General features: G+C 41.5%; 13 protein-coding genes and 1 tRNA gene. 7 read left to right on the forward strand and 7 right to left on the reverse strand.

What is annotated here, in order from left to right:
- Nucleotides 1–24: 24 nt before the first annotated feature.
- Nucleotides 25–1,353, reverse strand: a complete 1,329-nt coding sequence (locus tag DW033_RS04360) for an ATP-binding protein (protein WP_122297490.1) — start codon at nucleotides 1,351–1,353, stop codon at nucleotides 25–27.
- A 132-nt stretch (nucleotides 1,354–1,485) separates the two neighbouring features.
- Here DW033_RS04360 and DW033_RS04365 point away from each other — a divergent pair, with 132 nt between their 5' ends.
- Entirely contained in the window at nucleotides 1,486–2,628 is a 1,143-nt protein-coding gene (locus DW033_RS04365; protein ID WP_122382483.1) for a site-specific integrase, read from the forward strand.
- Between the two features lie 103 nt (nucleotides 2,629–2,731).
- Here DW033_RS04365 and DW033_RS04370 read toward each other — a convergent pair whose 3' ends face one another.
- Nucleotides 2,732–2,980: an Rpn family recombination-promoting nuclease/putative transposase gene (locus tag DW033_RS04370; RefSeq protein ID WP_232282393.1), complete on the reverse strand. Its 249-nt coding sequence runs from the start codon at nucleotides 2,978–2,980 to the stop codon at nucleotides 2,732–2,734.
- A 256-nt stretch (nucleotides 2,981–3,236) separates the two neighbouring features.
- Between DW033_RS04370 and DW033_RS04375 the strand changes: the two genes are divergently transcribed.
- Nucleotides 3,237–4,634, forward strand: a complete 1,398-nt coding sequence (locus DW033_RS04375; protein WP_229103520.1) for a fimbrial protein — start codon at nucleotides 3,237–3,239, stop codon at nucleotides 4,632–4,634.
- Between the two features lie 854 nt (nucleotides 4,635–5,488).
- Here DW033_RS04375 and DW033_RS04380 read toward each other — a convergent pair.
- Entirely contained in the window at nucleotides 5,489–6,886 is a 1,398-nt protein-coding gene (locus tag DW033_RS04380) for a fimbrial protein (RefSeq protein ID WP_229103519.1), read from the reverse strand.
- Between the two features lie 341 nt (nucleotides 6,887–7,227).
- The gene (locus DW033_RS04385; protein ID WP_122297518.1) at nucleotides 7,228–9,129 is read right to left on the reverse strand and encodes a response regulator; all 1,902 of its coding nucleotides are present in this window, start codon (nucleotides 9,127–9,129) and stop codon (nucleotides 7,228–7,230) included.
- A gap of 564 nt (nucleotides 9,130–9,693) precedes the next feature.
- On the opposite strand from DW033_RS04385, the gene DW033_RS04390 reads away from it, so the two are divergent.
- The gene (locus tag DW033_RS04390; RefSeq protein WP_005867545.1) at nucleotides 9,694–10,626 is read left to right on the forward strand and encodes a FimB/Mfa2 family fimbrial subunit; all 933 of its coding nucleotides are present in this window, start codon (nucleotides 9,694–9,696) and stop codon (nucleotides 10,624–10,626) included.
- A gap of 701 nt (nucleotides 10,627–11,327) precedes the next feature.
- Here the strand turns inward: DW033_RS04390 and DW033_RS04395 are convergent.
- A tRNA-Met gene (locus DW033_RS04395) sits at nucleotides 11,328–11,401 on the reverse strand.
- Nucleotides 11,402–11,604: 203 nt separating this feature from the next.
- On the opposite strand from DW033_RS04395, the gene DW033_RS04400 reads away from it, so the two are divergent.
- The 4 genes from DW033_RS04400 to DW033_RS04415 all read left to right on the forward strand — a co-directional run bounded on the left by DW033_RS04400 (nucleotide 11,605) and on the right by DW033_RS04415 (nucleotide 16,532).
- Nucleotides 11,605–11,988 carry an START-like domain-containing protein gene (locus DW033_RS04400; protein ID WP_005859472.1) on the forward strand — a complete coding sequence of 128 codons (384 nt, stop codon included), beginning with the start codon at nucleotides 11,605–11,607 and terminating at the stop codon, nucleotides 11,986–11,988.
- Nucleotides 11,989–12,090: 102 nt separating this feature from the next.
- Nucleotides 12,091–14,037: an LptF/LptG family permease gene (locus tag DW033_RS04405; RefSeq protein ID WP_048927139.1), complete on the forward strand. Its 1,947-nt coding sequence runs from the start codon at nucleotides 12,091–12,093 to the stop codon at nucleotides 14,035–14,037.
- Nucleotides 14,038–14,039: 2 nt separating this feature from the next.
- Entirely contained in the window at nucleotides 14,040–15,257 is a 1,218-nt protein-coding gene (locus DW033_RS04410; RefSeq protein ID WP_005859476.1) for a bifunctional 3,4-dihydroxy-2-butanone-4-phosphate synthase/GTP cyclohydrolase II, read from the forward strand.
- 81 nt (nucleotides 15,258–15,338) lie between these two features.
- Complete coding sequence (locus tag DW033_RS04415; RefSeq protein WP_121960662.1) at nucleotides 15,339–16,532, forward strand: pyridoxal phosphate-dependent aminotransferase; 1,194 nt, start codon at nucleotides 15,339–15,341, stop codon at nucleotides 16,530–16,532.
- Between the two features lie 155 nt (nucleotides 16,533–16,687).
- Here the strand turns inward: DW033_RS04415 and tsf are convergent, their stop codons facing one another.
- The gene (gene tsf, locus DW033_RS04420) at nucleotides 16,688–17,677 is read right to left on the reverse strand and encodes a translation elongation factor Ts (RefSeq protein ID WP_005859480.1); all 990 of its coding nucleotides are present in this window, start codon (nucleotides 17,675–17,677) and stop codon (nucleotides 16,688–16,690) included.
- A gap of 144 nt (nucleotides 17,678–17,821) precedes the next feature.
- Nucleotides 17,822–18,658: a 30S ribosomal protein S2 gene (gene rpsB, locus DW033_RS04425; protein ID WP_005859482.1), complete on the reverse strand. Its 837-nt coding sequence runs from the start codon at nucleotides 18,656–18,658 to the stop codon at nucleotides 17,822–17,824.

An 18,658-nucleotide genomic window follows, 5' to 3' on the forward strand; every position in this document is an offset into this window, starting at 1 on the left:
CATCCTAGTAACAAATATACATAATCACTTAAATTCAGCAAAATCATGGCAAGAAAAAAGCAAGACCCATTTCCATGCAGGGATCACCTTGATCTCCTTGCCTTCTCTATTGAATGTATTTTCCTCGTCTTTCGTGACAATGATAAGATTCTCGCATCCGGTCACCGAGGCGGCTTCCAGCAAGCCTTTGATTTCCCTTTCTCTCGTACTCGCATCCACCATATCCCAAGTGACCTGTATGAGTTGTATCACGTTATCCTCCCGTTGAAGCACAAAATCGCACTCACAATTTCCTTGATAGTAGGCAATCTTGTCCGAAGGGAGCCGCATCCGGTTCAGTTGCATGAACACGGTGTTTTCCAGATTTTTCCCATTGTCGTTGCTCTGCGGCATAAGCACGGCACCACGCATACCGTTATCTATACAGTAGTATTTATCAAGCGATTTCTGTTCCTTTACCAGCGAACGGTCGTATTTGGAGATTCGTGCGAACATGAAGATGTTACAAACATAATCAGCCCAAAGATACAGGTCATCCTTACTGACTTTAAGCCCTTGGGACTTGATGTCCTTGTAGATGGCATTGATGGAGGTAGGCTTGGTGAGATTGGCCATGACACGCTTGACGAAATACCGTACCACACCCGTATTGGATATCTTGTAATGTTCGGCCAAGTCCTTCAATATCATCGTGTCGAAATAGCCGTGAAGCAGTTTCAACTGCTCCGACCGGGATGACGTCAATACGATTTCGGGAAAAGCGCTTGCCTGATTGTATGCCTCGAAAGCCATCTTCAATCTTGCCCTGTCCTGTTCCAAATAGCTATTAGTGGCGATTCCCTTGAAACGGCAATATTCATTGAACGAAAGCGGATAGGTCTCGTATTCCAAGGGATATCCGCGCAGAGCCGAACTTAACTCTGTGGACAGCATGGTAGCATTGCTTCCGCACACATAAATGTTCTTACAATAAGATTTATAGACACGCAAGACGAAGTATTCCCAATCCTTAATCAATTGAATCTCGTCGAAAAACATATACACATCTTTTATGGGTATATCCGGAAACATCTCCATGTATGAAACTATCACATCATCCAAATCATCGGATGACATATTTTTCAAACGCTCATCATCAAACCCCAGCCATAATATATTTCTAGGGGAAACCCCTTCACGGACAAGCCCATTGATAGCGATCTCCATTAATGTGGACTTACCGCAACGACGCACACCCGGAACCGTAATGATCTTGTTTCGGTTGATCGGTAACTTTATGTCTCGCTCAATCACATCAAACGGAATTTCGCTTTGCTTGATGGCAATAAGAGATTTGATGACATCTTTCCTCATGATTTTCTTTTTTTATAGGACAAAGATAGGATTTATTTCCTAAATTACAGGAAACAAACATATTGATATTTCCTTGAAATTAGGAAATACTATACTGAAAAACTTACATAATCACTTAAATTCAGCAAAATCATGGCAAGAAAAAAGAATGAGATGAAAGCGAAAGAGCCCGTAAAGCTCCGGTTCAAGAAACTGTCGAACGCGAACCAGTCCATATATCTGGACATCTATTACAAAGGAAAGAGGTATTATGAGTTCCTCAAGCTCTACCTCACCCCGGAACGTTTCCCTGAAGACCGTGATAAGAACCGGATCACTTTGCGCTTGGCCAATAGTATCAAGGCACAACGGATCATTGATCTTCAGAACGAGATTTATGGTGTCCGTATGATAAACGGGCTCGGGAAAAAAACACTTTTAGAATTCCTCTCGGAATTGTCCACCGATAAATCCGCGCATGGCGACAAAGCCTATTCCCTACGATTAAGAAGTCTGGCCAATCATCTTAGAGACTATATGCCGCAATGCTTGCTTAAAGACATAGATACCGGTTTCGTGAAAGGTTTCATCGCTCACTTGCGTAAACAACCCTACCTCAAAAGCGACTTCACGATTCACGGTTATTACCGGCTCCTGAATGTCACACTCAATAAGGCGGTCAAAAAAGGACTGATCCTCTCGAATCCTTGTGGTTCGCTGGATACAGACGAAAAACCCCACAAACCTACCAGCCTGCGTACTTATTTGACCCTAGAGGAACTAAAGAGGTTAATCCGGACAGATTGCGCATGCCCAGAGGTAAAAAAGGCTTTTCTGTTCTGCTGTTTCTGCGGACTCCGGATCAGCGACTTGACCGCTCTTAGATGGGAAGATATGCAAAAAGAAGGAAATGATAAATTCCGTTTACAGATCATACAAAGAAAGACGAAAGAGGCTATTTATCTCCCATTGTCCGAGGAAGCGATAAAATACCTTCCCGCAAGGGAGAATGACAATGACAGGGTCGGCTTGATATTCCATCTACCTAGCCTCACGATTATATGTCAGGTATTAAAAGGCTGGGCCTTAGCCGCCGGCATCAAGAACAAGAAAGTGACCTTTCACCTTGCCCGCCATACTTTCGCCACTCTTTCACTAGCTCTTGGCATTGACTTGTATACGGTATGTAAATTACTAGGACACAAGAACATCATCTCCACACAAGTATATGCGAAAATCATCGATGCTAGTAAAAGACAGGCAATAGACCGGTTTAATGGGGTGTTAGACGCATGAGACGGATATTACTTCAGATTCGGATGGCACGGATCAAGAAAGATACTTCTCCCCAAGATCCGTGTCATCCGCTATAGTTTCAGTCCGCAACCGGCTTATCAGATCAGAGACTTTGTATTATTTCCAACGGAGTCTCGCACTCCTCATAACTCAAATCGAACCGCTCGAATGAAATATAGACCTGTTTGAGCTTGATCCGTCCAAAAGTCTCACCCGTAAGCTCGTTCGCTAGCACCACGTCCGTACGCCACAACGGAAACTCTGGCAAGCTGAAGTTCAACAGATAGATTCCATACACAGGAAGCAGCTCGTACTTCCAGTCACGACCTGTCTCGCCCTGACGGGAGATCATACGGCAAATCCATCGCCACTTGCTTATCTCCAAACACAGCCTTGAAGCCGCCATCCAACATGATGTTCACGTAATGTTCCATAGTTTTATGGTTTTTAGTTGATTAATAATTCACGTATAATCTTATAAAGGTAAAGACTCTTCTGTTGAAAAACAAGCTTATTCCGATAAATTCTCATCATGCCATCCGCTCCCATACATTATTATAATAATACTACTGAGTTGTTACTTACCTGCATATAACAAAAGCATAATTATGCTAAAAACAATCTCTTATAGCCATTCCCAAATAGAACTTAGAAATTTATTATTCGGAACAATGATCGCTTGCGCATTCGCGGCGTGTTCAAACGAGGATGATCCTATCGTAGGACCGGATCAACCGCAAACAGGGGAAAATAACGCAACACTGACTATTTCTGTGAAAAATGTGGCTAGAAGTTTGACTAAAGCTGCAGCGGAGGGGACACAGACTGAAAATGAAGCTAAAATTACAAACTTAACAGTTGCTCTTTATGATGCTGAAACTGGAGCGCTTGTCGCTTCAACCTCTGATATTGCCAATGAGGATGCTGCTGCGGATAATGATGAGGTTCAATTTGCCGGACTGACAGAAGGTGCGCAATTACGTGCTATCGCATTTGCTAATATGCCTGAAATCTCACTGGCTGGTACAACAATTGACAACTTTGTATCTCCTGTATATACGATGCCAGCTGCCGGATTCGCAGAAAACTATTTACCAATGAGTAGTGGTTTGTCTGATCCATTCACTTTACAAGCAGGTAAAAACTATTATGGATATACTAAAACAGTGGGAGAAGGTGAACATATTCTTGTAGCAGATCCCTTGTACTTGATAAGAAATGTAGCGCGCATTGATTTTACGGGACTTAGCTTAGACATGACTAGAGCTGCAAAAGATGTATACGTTGAAGGAATTGCGACGATTGTACCAGAATGTGTATTCATCATGCATGGGCGGACGAAGTCCAATGCAGCAGATATGGGTAATGGCAATAGCTGGTGGAATGTCGTTAGCAATACCGTATGGGGTAATGTGTCCACAACTTATGCTGCTAATGCTACAGATTATGCTTCAGGTTATAGAGGAGATTTCGTGAATGATGACGCTATGTTTACGAATATGAGAGGTTCTATTATTGAAGGATACAAGGCCAGTTTACCAGCCACCGCATTGGTACAGAATATCGCAACTGAAGATGGTGTGTCTGCGACTATCACAATCGCCCCTAAATTCTATGTGTTCGAAAATCCCCAAGTTAAGGCTGCTCGTGAAATGAATGGTGCTGAAAATTTCAAACCAGAGGATCTTGCAACTGAAATTGTAGTTAAAGGTACTTATAAGCTCGAAAATGCTAAAAAGAGCGGAAGTAATGCAGTATACAACTATGCGGAGAAAACAGCATATTGGCCTATTAAAATTGCTGCGACGAATGAAATGGCAGCAGCTACGGCTGAGTATTTAAAGGATGGAAAGATCCATCGTAATATAATTTACAGTATTGACGCGACTTTAGCTGGTAGAGGATATGATGATCCGACTGTTCCTCCAACAGACTTTGTTGAATTGTTTGTTAAGACAAAGGTTCTTGATTGGGGTAGCGCAAATCAATCTTCAGTTGTCGAATAATATCTATTCTCTGAATAACAACCAAAAGGCATTCCTTTTATCGGGAGTGCCTTTTTTGCATATATAATTCTGGTTATGAATTGATCCGGAGACTACAAAATTTACTATCCTTTCCTTATGATGGCGATCCCATATGTCTTGAACCTAAGAACCGGAATATTATTTCATGAGAACATCTACAATATCTACAATTCAACCTCATACTTATTGTAAATAAATATGTTATATAGTGGTTGCAGATGGAATAACATCTACAATTTTCATTCTGCATCTACCATGTTTTAATGGGAAACGCAAAAAAATCACTTCTCAAGCTTGCGGACTCGTATATTTAGTATTTGAAGATTTCATAAGAGACAGACAAAGGGATTAAAGCCAATAAGAGTTTCAATAGGTGAAGTTAGTGGTTTCATACTGAAGAAACTTTTATTTCATACTGAAGAAACAAAAGTTTCTCTATAGCAAAACTTTTGTTTTTCTATGCAAAAACTATTATTTATTGAAATACAGAATGTTATACATTATTTATCGTTAGTAGTAATTGTTCGTGCTAATCTTTCCGGTAACCTAATGATGGTAGATCGAAGTTTGTAGTGGTAGATGTTCACTATCTACCACCATAAGATAAATCATTTACAATCAAAAGATTACATAAATAATGGTAGATATGGTAGATGATTTGGATTATTTACCATAGAATGGCATCTGGGGCGTGTCCGGAGAGAACAACTTCTTAAACATAAATCTTTTAACTTTCTAACTTTGCCAACGGGCATTGACATATTATATTTATAACAAAAAAGGCATTCCCTGTTGATAGAGAATGCCTTTTGGTTATTATTAGAGAATTGATATTATTCGATAACAGGAGCTTGAGTGGCTGTACCCCAATTCATAACCATTGTCTTTACAAACAAGTCGGCTGTAGGATCATCCTTAGGGAGAGTCGGATCTGCATAACCATTACCTGCGATAGTAGCAGAAATCTGATAAACCACGTTTCTATGTACCTGACCATAATATGTGTCTTCACTATCTAATCCATCGATACCAATCTTTATCGGCCAATAGCGCAATACAGGAGTACTCTCTTCGCCGAATGTCCAAGATGTGTTATCGTTCATTATAGCTTTTATATAAACTTCACCACTGATTACCAATTCGGATGCCAAAGTTGTTTTATCCAAGACGAAAGCCGGGCCTTCTTCTTCCGGATCTTCTTGTTCTCTGGCCGCTTTTGTCTGATCATTAGGCAACACATAAAAATATAAAGAGTTAGCAAGAGTAATTGCTTTACTTCCGGTAATAGTAGTACCATTCCAACTCTGAGTATATGTTGTTTCTTCTGTGCTCAATGCCTTTATATAATTAGTCGCATCGACAGTTCCAGCAAAACGACCGAATGAGCTACTAGCGTTAGTTCCGGAATAATAATCATCTCTATTAGCAATTTCATAAGTAGCGGCAATATTACCCCAAACCCTATTTGGCAGATTGAACCACAGATCATTATTTATGCTTTGGTCTGCCACATTCGCTTTTTTACGACCATGTAATACAAAAACATCTTTAGGTACAAACTTAATTGTTCCTGATTTGTATTTTTGAATATTATTAACCTTGACTTGAGTCATATCCAAAGAAAGAGCACTCAATTCCGCACGAGCCACATTTCTAATTAATCCTAAAGGTTTTCCAGATTCAATACTGTTTCCTCCTGTAGCGTTTGAGTAACCATAATAATTTTCACCTTCAGCAAGAGTGAATACTGGACTAATTCCACTACTCATAGGCAATCCATTCGCTTCTGCTCCGGTTAAGACATAGTAAGCAGATGTCAAATCAAAAGAGTTAGCAGTTGCAGTAAGAGCCTCTTTGGGGACATTAGCGAAAGCCAACGCACGATAAGAAGCACCTGCCTTTAATCCCTTAAACTGAATCTCATTGTTTGAACTAGTTTGCTCTTCATCCTTATTAGCAGTAATATCACTAACTTGCAAGAATGTCCCATCCTCATTATAAAGTGCCACAAATAAATTGTGAATCGCAGTTTCGCCCTCTTTAGCATTAGAATCATCAGCAGCTTTTGTCTGTGTATTCTTTGCCAAATTCTTTACCACAATCGTAAGATCCGCAGTGCCTGTTTCTGGAGTAGGTGTCGGATCCACGTTAGGGATAGGATCATCCTCATTTGAACACGCCGCGAACGCGCAAGCGATCATTGTCCCGAATAATAAATTTCTAAGTTTCATATACATATAATTTTATGAGTTAATAAATCTTTTATATAAACCTTTCTTTCTCAATCACTTTTTACATTTTCAGTCACATAACAAGAACTCTTTGTTCAAATCTTCCCCATGACCAATCTGTTGTTCGTTGATGACATCGCAAAGGTATTTGGACTATAAAAAAAAGTAAATAGGTGTTACTTTCATAAATAAGAGGTAAAACTATAAATTTTCATTCGGGATATTTCCGGGCTGATTAGCACCGTTGTAAGGCTATCAAAAAGAGGTTGAAAAATATCGTATCAAAAAACAACTAAAAAATTTTGCCATTCCCCGGCGATTTTCGGGAAATGGCAAAACGATTAATTCTTACCCGGCAGATACTGTGAAGGAGTGACGCCGTATTGTTCCGTAAAACGCTTACGGAAAGTGGCGGTATCGTTGAAGCCGACCATTTCCGAAACCTCTTGGATAGAGTATCGCTGCATACTGATCAGTTCGGCGGCTTTCTTCAAACGTACCATACGGGTAAGCTCCAATATACTACTATCCGAGTAGAGTTTTATCTTTCTATATAATGTAGGGAGACTCATGTTTAAAGAATCCGCCAAAATCTTCGCCTCAAAACTAGGGTCATCCAAATGTTTCTCGATCGTCGAGATAACCGCATCCATAAAAAGATTGGAAGGGGAATCATCTTTCTTTACCGTTTTCTCTACCTCGGGATGCGCACCTACAGGACTCGACGTATAGAAACGTCTCATCTCATCCCTACGTTTCAACAAACTGTTTACCTTACTTCGTAGCACCTCTACATCGAATGGCTTGGTTATATAATCATCGGCGCCACATTCAATGCCAGCTATAACATCCTCACTCTCTACCTTTGCGGTTAGCAAGACAACTGGCACTTGCGCTAATTCTGGGATGCCTTTGATTTCACGACAGGTAGCAAGCCCATCTTTAACGGGCATCATCACGTCACATAAAATAAGATCCGGCCGTTCAGCTCGTGCGATCTCTACACCCTCCTGGCCATTATGAGCTTCCGAAACATGATACTCACTGGCAAAAACATGACGCAGGAACCAACGGATCTGATCACTGTCATCAATCACCAACATTTTCTTCCCGGTCTCTTTCTTTTTCGGAACAACTTGGATCAACTCGGCGATCTCCTCCTTCTGCATCTCATTCAGCTTTACCAGATCACCATCCGGCTCGATGAATTCCACGGCACGTTCCATATAATGGCTTCTCCCCAAAGGAATCAATATCGTATATTGGGTTCCCGTCTCGTCCTCCGATGAAATTCCTTCGAAAATAGCGCCGGAAGATTCTGTCATATCCACGATCTGTTTCAAACCCAAACGGGTACTTTCGCTTTCTCCTAACCCATCATCTTGGATAGAGAAAGAACAATAAGCCTTGCCATTTGAGCGCACCACGGAAATATTGATCGAGATCTTTCCAAAGCGGTAGGTATTTTTTAACGCATTAGATAAAAGTACACGCAAGGCAAACTCCATCTTCCGACGATCTATCCAGACCCAAAGAACAGAGGTTTGGGTATTAATATGAAATTCCACATTATTCATGGCTATCCAGTCCACGAATAAATCACAAATCTGCTTTGTTATACTGATCATGTCATAACGAGCTATCCGAAGATGGTTTGCCACGTCATCTCCATGACGGGTATTTCGCAATTGCTCGATAAGGTCTTGAAGAGCCAAGGTATTACGGTAAGCAGACAATAATTGAGTCGCTTCACTAGAGTCAATATCATTTTTACGTTGCAACAACTCACTCAACGAACCAAGCACAAGCGATAGTGGAGTACGCATTTCATGAATCGTTTCAACAAAAAACGAATTATGGAGCTTTTCCATTTCCTCAAGGCGCTTTTTCAAATCCTCCCGTTCTACCTCATTATCCCTATTCCAATTATCAGTCTCACGGATTTTATTGACCAACATTTGTTGGATCTCCCGATTTTTTACGCTTAACGCATCGACAGACCGAAGAAGCTCATCGTTTCTCGCCATAAGCTCACCATCTTTGGCAATATACTCTTTCTTCAACCTATACATATAATAACTCAAAAAAGCTATTACACATATGGACACTATCAGTAAAATGATAAAAGGTAGAATTCCTTGAGAGCCCTCCATTGTATCATTGGCCGCAGCAATATAATGAGCTTCAACGAACAAGCCCCAAAATGCCATCATAAATTTCGCTTTAAAACCTTTTGATCTCATATCATTGATTATTAAGATGTTATTTATATAAAACGCCAGTAAAAAACGTTCGTTTAAATCTTGCGTTTTTATGTGTATAAATTATGAAGTCTCATTGATAATCATGTTATTTTTTTTATTATTTTTATCCAACTGAATAACTGAAATTTAAATAAAATTTTTGACCTTTGTAAGGCTGCAAAAAAGTTGAAGATAAAAACGCAAGATTTAAACGAACGTTTTTTACTGGCGTTTTAATAGACGTTAACAACAACTGCATTCCTATCACACAACAGAGGCAAGGCTATCGGTAAGGACCAGCGATGATATATTTACCACTCAAATTGATAGGAATAAACTAATTAACATTATTTAAGCATCATCCAAAACATGCATCAATAAAGGGACATAGAGGTATAATGATAGTTTTACCCACTTTTTTGATAAAAATACCCATCATAAAAGATACAACCTATGATTTTTATACATACATTCGCGATGTAGTGATAAGGAAAGACCGTTGAGGGGCGGTCAAAAAAAACCAAGTCACTTAGATTAAGGGTAAAGCATATAAAAAGTAGGGTCATGAAAAAGGGTAATTTTTTCGCAAATTGCGTATTTGCGGTTTCTGTTATTTTCACAGTTTTGTCATTCTCCGCTTGCACGGATGATTCAAATGACGTAGTAGCAACAACGAGTGAGGTTATTGAACAAGCCGAAGTGCCATTCTCCGTGGTATTAAAAGCAATGAATTCAGATGGTAACGACATTACGACCAAGGGAGAGGTGAATGGAGCTACATTATTTGTCTTCGATCAAAACAACGATTTCTTCGAGCAGATTAATGTAAACAAATCTACAATTTTATCTCGCCGGGCTATAGACATTAACTGCCCGAACAGTAATGACATAACCGTGATCGCATGGAGTGGAATCAATTCTGGAAACGAAGAGATTTCAAACATGAGCAAAGCCAATATTATATCCGATTTGCAAGTCAGTCTAAAAGAGAATAACGGCATAGCTAATATTCCGAGCGATTTGTTCTATGGACAAGTTACGCTTCATAAGAACTCTTCAACAAAATCCACCGTATCAAACGAATTACAAATCATTCGCAAAACTTCAATTTTCCAGCTTTCAACGAAAGGACTGATCAAGTATCTAGGGAGTAATGCCGGAAATTTTGAATATCGAATTAAAAATACAAAAAGCTCATTGGACTACAATGGCAACCCAACTGGAGAAGAGGTTGAATTCGCTTTCCCCGCTTCTTTTGACGAAAAAGGTAATTTGACAACAGAAGCCCAAGCCATTTTTCCGGCTCAAAATATAACGATAGAGCTTTACAAGGACGGTGATCTTATTTTTTCTAGCGAAAAAGACAAAAACGGAGAATTATTCGCTGCAAACCCCGGAAAACGCACCGAGATCACTTTCAAGTACTCTGGAGAAGTTTCGGCTAATATTGTAATTGCCGACTGGGCAACCGTTATCCAACATATAACACTGAATTAAGATACCCTCAATTTTTATATGCTTTGGCGCACGTCACGAGATTAGAGAATTTCGGGCGTGCGCTGTTTTTCTCTCAAAAACCGCATTCTCAGTGATAGGAATACCCATGATATTGACACGAACACCGTCTTAACTTTATTTAAATATTAACGGAAACCCGCTTCATTACAAGGCTCACCCCATCTGTTGATAGTTTTACACACTAAACTGATACAAATACCGATCAAATAAAGATACAACCTATGAATATTATGAATATATTCGCAACAGACATTAGGATAAGCATATAAAAATCACAGCAGGGTCACTACATAAACAAGGGTAACTAGATTTAAATTTTATATGCTAAACGCACGCTTCAGATGATTTCCGAGGCGTGCGTTATTTATATGATAGAAATACATTCTCCTATTGAGACAAATACCATCACTCAAAACATTTAGACATACATATCTTTGTATTTATAAATCAAGCAAAGCAATTTGCGAAATTTTACCCTATGACCCTGCTTACATATATAATTACCCTTAAATTATGATGTAGGCAAACCTAATTAACATAACCGCGAGGTTACATAATTATTTTGCCTGAACAATCAAGATCGTTTACGAGAAAGATTGTTCAGGTTTTTTTATCCTCCCAAAAGACCATCTGATAGCAAAAGAAAAAAGGAGATCGAAAAATCGACCTCCTTTTCTAGGTAGCGAGACCCGGGATTGAACCGGGGACCTCATGATTATGAATCATGCGCTCTAACCAGCTGAGCTATCTCGCCATCATTTCATTGTCACTATTTCTCTTATTGACGGTGCAAAAGTAGGGGTTATTTTTGAATTACACAACATTTTCAATAAAAAAATTCGCTTAATTTTTAAGACCTCCACCTAATCAGTTAGTTATTAGTTACTTTTTTCATCATTAAAATTAGTCGTTTTCAAATCTTTTATGTATCTTGCGGCAAATATAAGGATAAGAACAATGAAGAAAGAGAAGTTTCATATCGAATACATTTTCGATAAAGTTTCACGACGAAGCTTGTGGAATCACCTAACCACCGCTTTGGGACTTTCCGCTTGGTTCGCCGACGAGGTCATTATAAATGATAATCTCTACACCTTTAAATGGAGTAAAGAGGCCCAAGAGGCAACAGTGATCGACTCCAAGCCGGAGAACTTTATCCGTTACCGCTGGGTGGACGAGGAAGATGAGAACGCTTATTTCGAATTTATAATCCATACAATCGAATTAACAGGTTCTACGGCACTTGAGATTACGGATTTCTCCGAACCCGGGGAGAAAAAAGATTCCATTAATTTATGGGACTCGCAAGTGGAAGATTTGAAGCGAACGCTTGGTATTTAGAGTAGTTTTACAGAAATCTGTGGGGTGTTATCGTTTTTTACACTACTTTTGCCACTTCAACCAGATTAGGCAATGTTGAGAATAAAACGATTATATACATTTATGCTGCAGACATTCCTGCCGTTGTTTCTTATGACATTCGGTATTTGTCTGTTTATTGTGTTGATGCAATTTCTTTGGCGATACATCGACGATATGGTGGGAAAAGGCCTTGGTATCCCTGTATTAGCGGAGATGTTTATGTATGCGGCCTTGTTTCTTGTCCCGATGGCACTTCCCTTGGCTATTCTATTAGCCTCATTAATGACTTTTGGAAATTTAGGGGAACGTCTGGAATTACTGGCCATGAAGTCTGCCGGGGTATCATTGATACATATCATGCGTCCTTTGATCGTAACGCTACTATTTGTGAGCGTGGGAGCCTTTTTCTTCCAAAACAACGTAATGCCCGTTGTCCAAGTCAAGCTATATACATTATTATATTCCATGCGCCAGAAATCACCGGAATTGGATATTCCGGAAGGTTCATTCTACAAAGATATTCCCGGATTCAATGTATATGTGAAGAAAAAGGACCCGAAGGACGGTTTATTAAAAGACGTGATGATCTATGATTATTCGGAAGGATTCAATAACGCCCGTGTAATCGTAGCGGACTCCGGACGGCTAAAGACATCCGCCGATAAATTATTCCTTGTCCTATCTTTATTTAACGGAGAATCTTTCGAGAACGTAGGTAAAAGCCAAGCCAACACGACGCAAGCGAGAACCGCCGTCCCCTATCGACGGGAATCATTCAGCAGCAAGGATATCTTGATTGAATTCGACGCGAATTTCAACCGTACCGACGAATCTTTCATGCAGAACCAATATATGGGAAAAAACTTGAAGGATTTACAAACCTCTATCGATTCGATGGGCGTACGCTTGGATAGCATCAAGGACGTGAACGCAAAAAGCATTTACGATGCCTCATACGTAAAAACACTAAAGTCCTTACGAGCTAAAAAAGAGAGTGAAGCCGAGGGGCAACCAGACGAGCAGCAGGAAAAATTGCCGGTAATCACTCCTACCATCCAGTTGGATTTCGACAGTCTTTACCAAGCGCAGGCACCGAGTAGTAAAGCGGCTTTATTAGGCCGGGCCAAATCCTCGATCGAGAATATCAAGACCGACTATTATTTCCGTGCGGCCACGGTTGGCGACGAGGCCTATAAGGTACGCCGCCACTTGACGGAATGGCATAAGAAATTCACGGTATCGTTCGCTTGCATCATGTTCTTCTTTATCGGAGCGCCCTTAGGAGCCATCATCCGTAAAGGTGGGTTGGGCGTACCGGTCGTTATCTCGGTAATCTTGTTTATCTTCTATTATATTATAGATAATATGGGCTTCAAGATGGCACGCGACGGCGTTTGGGACGCATGGGAAGGTATGTGGCTTAGCTCCGTGGTCTTAACACCTATGGGTATATTCCTAACCTATAAAGCGGTAAAAGATTCTGTTATCTTGAATGCCGACACTTACGTGAATGCCTTGAAGAACTTAATAGGTAAGCGTGAAGGGAGAAAAGTGGAGCGGAAAGAGGTTATCATATACACCCCCGATTATGAGGCAACCCTTCCTCAACTGGAGAAATTAGTGGAAGAAAGCACGACTTATCTGGCAAACCATAAACGTTGGATCAATTATCTGACATTTTGGAAACAAGGCGGAAAAGATAACACAGCGGAACTGTTAGCTCAGGACACGGAAAATATCGTGGAGGAATTAAGTAATTCCGACCAGAATTTACTCCTGAATAAATTGATGGACTACCCGGTCATCGGAGGTTACAATAATAAGCTAAGCAAGCATATAAACGGGAAACTTGCCTTGGCTATCGGTATTTTCTTCCCACTGGGATTGCCGATCTACCTATTGGCTACGTACCAACGTAAATTGCTACGGCATGATATCGTCATGGTACAAAAGACCAGTAAGGAGCTGATCAATATGATATATTCATTACATTTGCTAAAAAATAACTCGGATATAAATAATCAATAAATATGAGCGAGATTCAATTAAACACCATCGAAGAAGCTATCGAGGATTTCCGTGAAGGAAAGTTCTTAATCGTTGTAGACGACGAGGACCGGGAGAATGAAGGAGACTTTATCATCGCGGCCGAGAAAGTAACCCCGGAAAAAATCAACTTCATGTTGAAAAACGGACGAGGTGTATTATGCGCCCCGATCACGGAAGAACGTTGCCAAGAGTTGGAGCTGGATATGCAAGTTGCCAATAACACCTCTTTATTAGGTACTCCTTTCACGATAACAGTAGATAAATTAGGAGGGAAATGTACGACCGGCGTTTCCATGTACGACCGTGCGGAAACGATCTTGGCGCTGGCAGATCCAAAGACCAAGCCATCCGATCTGGGACGTCCCGGACATATCAATCCGCTCCGTGCCCGCTCTCGTGGCGTACTTCGCCGTGCGGGTCATACAGAGGCTGCCGTGGATTTGGCCCGGTTAGCCGGTTTATATCCCGCCGGAGCCTTGATCGAGATCATCAACGAGGATGGAACCATGGCACGTCTGCCGCAATTAATTGAGGTAGCCAAGAAATTCGATATCAAGATTATTTGCATCAAGGACCTGATCGCTTATCGCCTCCGGACCGAATCGATCGTAGAGAACGGCGTAGAGGTAGATCTCCCTACCGAGTACGGACATTTCCGTCTCATTCCTTTCCGCCAGAAAAGCAATGGATTAGAGCATATAGCTTTGATAAAGGGTAAATTCGAGAAAGACGAGCCTATCTTAGTACGCGTGCACTCATCTTGCGCTACAGGTGATATCTTCGGTTCCATGCGTTGCGAGTGCGGAGAGCAACTGCACGAGGCTATGCGCCGCATCGACCAAGAAGGCAAAGGCGTTATCGTTTACCTGAACCAAGAAGGACGAGGCATCGGATTGATGGAGAAGATGAAAGCATACAAGCTCCAAGAGGATGGTTTGGATACGGTGGACGCGAACTTGCATTTAGGCCATCAAGCGGATGAGCGAGATTATGGTGTCGGAGCACAGATCTTACGTCATATCGGCGTAACGAAAATGCGCCTGATGAGCAATAATCCGGTAAAACGCGTAGGTCTGGAAGCTTACGGACTTGAGGTAGTAGAGAACGTTCCTATCGAGGTGAAACCAAATCCATACAACGAATTCTACATGAAAACGAAGAAAGAACGTATGGGGCATGTGCTGCATAACATTAAATAGTTATCAGAACGTTGCAAGAATTCCGATTATTGATTACTTTTGTCGCATAATAATAAAACAACCTATACAAAAAGCAATGTCATGACACAAGTCTCAGATCGTTTAGCGAGTTTATCGCCTTCAGCAACATTGGCGATGTCACAAAAGAGCGGTGAGTTGAAAGCTCAAGGTATCGATGTTATCAACTTAAGTGTGGGAGAACCCGATTTCAATACTCCCGACTTCATTAAAGAAGCCGCGAAGAAGGCGATTGACGATAATTTCTCACGTTATTCTCCCGTAGCGGGTTATCCGGCATTACGTAATGCTATCGTTGCCAAATTGAAGAACGAGAATGGACTGGAATATACAGCAGGCCAGATCTCTTGCGCAAACGGTGCCAAACAATCCGTTTGTAACACGGTCATGGTATTGGTAAATCCGGGGGACGAGGTTATCATCCCTGCCCCTTTCTGGGTAAGCTATCCGGAGATGGTGAAGTTAGCGGAAGGAACTCCCGTTATCGTTCCGGCTGGTATCGAGCAAGATTTCAAGATCACTCCAGCTCAGCTGGAAGCCGCTATTACACCTAAGACAAAAGCGTTAATCCTTTGCTCTCCCTCCAACCCGACGGGTTCTGTTTACAGCGCCGAGGAATTGGCAGGTTTAGCGGAAGTATTGAAAAAGCATCCGGATATCATCGTTATAGCGGATGAGATCTACGAACATATTAACTATATTGGTAAACACAACAGCATCGCTTCTATCAAAGGAATGAAAGACCGTACGGTTATCGTAAACGGCGTTTCCAAAGCGTATGCGATGACTGGCTGGCGTATCGGTTTCATCGCCGGACCGGAATGGATCGTGAAAGCGGTTAATAAATTACAAGGACAATATACCTCTGGCCCTTGCTCCGTATCTCAAAAAGCGGCGGAAGCGGCTTATACAGGCTCACAAGAACCCGTTGAGGAAATGCGCAAGGCCTTCGAACGTCGTCGTGACTTAATCGTTAATTTAGCGAAAGAAGTTCCGGGCTTCGAGGTGAATAAGCCGGAAGGCGCCTTCTACTTATTCCCCAAATGTAGTTATTATTACGGCAAGACAGATGGAACCCGTGTAATCAACAACGCTGATGACTTAGCTATGTATCTCTTAGAAGTAGCGCACGTAGCTTGCGTAGGTGGTACCTCTTTCGGGGCACCTGAGTGTATCCGCATGAGTTACGCTACCAGCGATGAGAATATCGTGGAGGCGATCAAACGTATTAAGGATGCGTTGGCCGCATTGAAATAAGAAAAAATTAAACAGATATACTTACTTGGCAAAGTAAGATATACTGCATTGGACAAGTAAGTATATCTTCTATGGGCAAGTAAGCTATACTTCATAAAAAAGGCGATACATTGGGTTGTACCGCCTTTTTCTTTATATCAAATACGTTACCGCAATTATTCAGCACGCAAAGTGAAACGTTTGAACGCCAAGATTTGTAACTCAGGATCGATCTCCTTCATTGTCTCTCTTACAGTCTTCTTGCCATCCATAATGTCTTCTTGGTTCAACAAGCAAACCTCTTTCAAGAACTTGCCCAGACGACCCTTAGCGATATTCTCGATCATCTGTTGAGGTAAGTTAGCCGCCTTCTCAGCGGAAACAGTAGCAATGATTTCTTTAGCCTTAGCTACATCCTCTGCCGTGATCCAACCCTTATCCATGTTACTTTCCATGTGAGCCTCGCTATCTACATGCGAAGGATTAATACCAGCCTTCTTCAATGCAGCCTCTACAGCCTTCTGTACCTGCTCAGCCTTCGTCTTCTCGATAGCAACCTGGATCTCTTTCTCTTTTACAGACTCAGGAACACCAGCCTCATCAATAGCAATCGGATTCATAGCGGCGATCTGCATAACAATATTGTGAGCGGCTTCCTCAGACTCCTTGTTGAAAGCGGCGATCGTACAAAGTTGGTTCTTGCCCATATGGTTGTATACAGTAGTGTAAGCACCTTCAACTACGCAGTAGCCATCCAACTCCATTTTCTCGCCAGTGATACCGCTACGATCCGTAACAGCTTCTTGGATAGTACCCTTGCCCATAGGCAAAGCTTTCACCTCGTCCAAAGTACGGCATTTGTTAGCCACGGCAGCGTCCAAGATAGCTTGAGTCAAAGCTACGAAGTCCTCATTCTTAGCCACGAAGTCCGTTTCGCACTTCAAAGCGATGATAGCGGCGAACTCGCCATCCTTCTTAGCCAACACACAACCCTCGGCAGCCTCACGATCAGAACGTTTAGCGGCGATAGCCTGTCCTTTTTTACGGATAATTTCCATTGCTTTCTCGATGTCACCGTCAGACTCTGTCAAAGCCTTCTTACAGTCCATCATACCAGCTCCACTCATTTTGCGCAGCTTGGTAATATCAGCCATTGTTACAGCCATAATCTTATTTCCTTTATCTTTAAAATGTTTATACTTTCAAAAATTGACAATGGACAGTTGCCAATTGACAAATCCTGTCAAAAGCCAACTGCCCATTGTATTTGTATTCTAATTGTCAATTGTCAACGTCAATTGTCAATCGAATTATTCTTCGTCTTTCGCGAACTTACCGGCAACGTTAGCGTTCAACGCATCGTCGTCTTCTTTCTTCGTACGTTCTTTCTTAACAGCAGCTTTTGCCTTACGCTCTCTTTTCGGAGCTTCCTCAGCAGCCTCTGCGTCAATTTTCTCAGCCTTACGCTCTTGCAAGCCTTCGTTCATAGCCTCGCAGATAGCGCCCAAGATAACCTCTACAGACTTTGTAGCGTCATCGTTAGCCGGGATAACGTAGTCGATATTGTTCGGATTAGAGTTCGTATCAACCATACCGAATACAGGGATACCCAAACGGTTAGCCTCGCGAACAGCGATATGCTCTTTCATCACGTCTACAACGAACAACGCTGACGGAAGACGAGTAAGGTCTACGATAGAACCTAAAGTCTTCTCCAACTTAGCGCGTTGGCGAGTGATTTGAAGTTTTTCTCTCTTAGAAAGATTATCAAATGTACCATCTTTTGTCATCTTATCGATAGTAGCCATCTTCTTGATAGCTTTACGGATCGTCGGGAAGTTGGTCAACATACCACCCGGCCAGCGCTCGATAACGTAAGGCATACCTACGGAAGCAGCCTTATCAGCGACAACTTGTTTAGCTTGTTTTTTGGTAGCCACGAAAAGAACTTTCTTGCCTTGTTTAGCCAAGTTCTTCATAACTTCAGCGGCTTCGTCTACTTTAGCAACTGTTTTATAAAGGTCAATGATATGAATACCATTGCGCTCCATGAAGATATAAGGAGCCATAGCGGGATTCCACTTTCTTTTTAAGTGTCCGAAGTGTACACCAGCCTCTAATAATTGATCAAAATTTACTCTTGACAT

The organism is Parabacteroides sp. AF39-10AC (genome assembly GCF_003635405.1).
Lineage (GTDB): Bacteria > Bacteroidota > Bacteroidia > Bacteroidales > Tannerellaceae > Parabacteroides > Parabacteroides distasonis.

Bases quoted from the DNA above. Each gene is read 5' to 3' on its own strand.
- DW033_RS04360 (WP_122297490.1), bottom strand. From the start codon at position 1,353: ATGAGGAAAGATGTCATCAAATCTCTTATTGCCATCAAGCAAAGCGAA.
- DW033_RS04365 (WP_122382483.1), top strand. From the start codon at position 1,486: ATGGCAAGAAAAAAGAATGAGATGAAAGCGAAAGAGCCCGTAAAGCTC.
- DW033_RS04370 (WP_232282393.1), bottom strand. From the start codon at position 2,980: ATGATCTCCCGTCAGGGCGAGACAGGTCGTGACTGGAAGTACGAGCTG.
- DW033_RS04375 (WP_229103520.1), top strand. From the start codon at position 3,237: ATGCTAAAAACAATCTCTTATAGCCATTCCCAAATAGAACTTAGAAAT.
- DW033_RS04380 (WP_229103519.1), bottom strand. From the start codon at position 6,886: ATGAAACTTAGAAATTTATTATTCGGGACAATGATCGCTTGCGCGTTC.
- DW033_RS04385 (WP_122297518.1), bottom strand. From the start codon at position 9,129: ATGAGATCAAAAGGTTTTAAAGCGAAATTTATGATGGCATTTTGGGGC.
- DW033_RS04390 (WP_005867545.1), top strand. From the start codon at position 9,694: ATGAAAAAGGGTAATTTTTTCGCAAATTGCGTATTTGCGGTTTCTGTT.
- DW033_RS04400 (WP_005859472.1), top strand. From the start codon at position 11,605: ATGAAGAAAGAGAAGTTTCATATCGAATACATTTTCGATAAAGTTTCA.
- DW033_RS04405 (WP_048927139.1), top strand. From the start codon at position 12,091: ATGCTGCAGACATTCCTGCCGTTGTTTCTTATGACATTCGGTATTTGT.
- DW033_RS04410 (WP_005859476.1), top strand. From the start codon at position 14,040: ATGAGCGAGATTCAATTAAACACCATCGAAGAAGCTATCGAGGATTTC.
- DW033_RS04415 (WP_121960662.1), top strand. From the start codon at position 15,339: ATGACACAAGTCTCAGATCGTTTAGCGAGTTTATCGCCTTCAGCAACA.
- tsf (WP_005859480.1), bottom strand. From the start codon at position 17,677: ATGGCTGTAACAATGGCTGATATTACCAAGCTGCGCAAAATGAGTGGA.
- rpsB (WP_005859482.1), bottom strand. From the start codon at position 18,658: ATGTCAAGAGTAAATTTTGATCAATTATTAGAGGCTGGTGTACACTTC.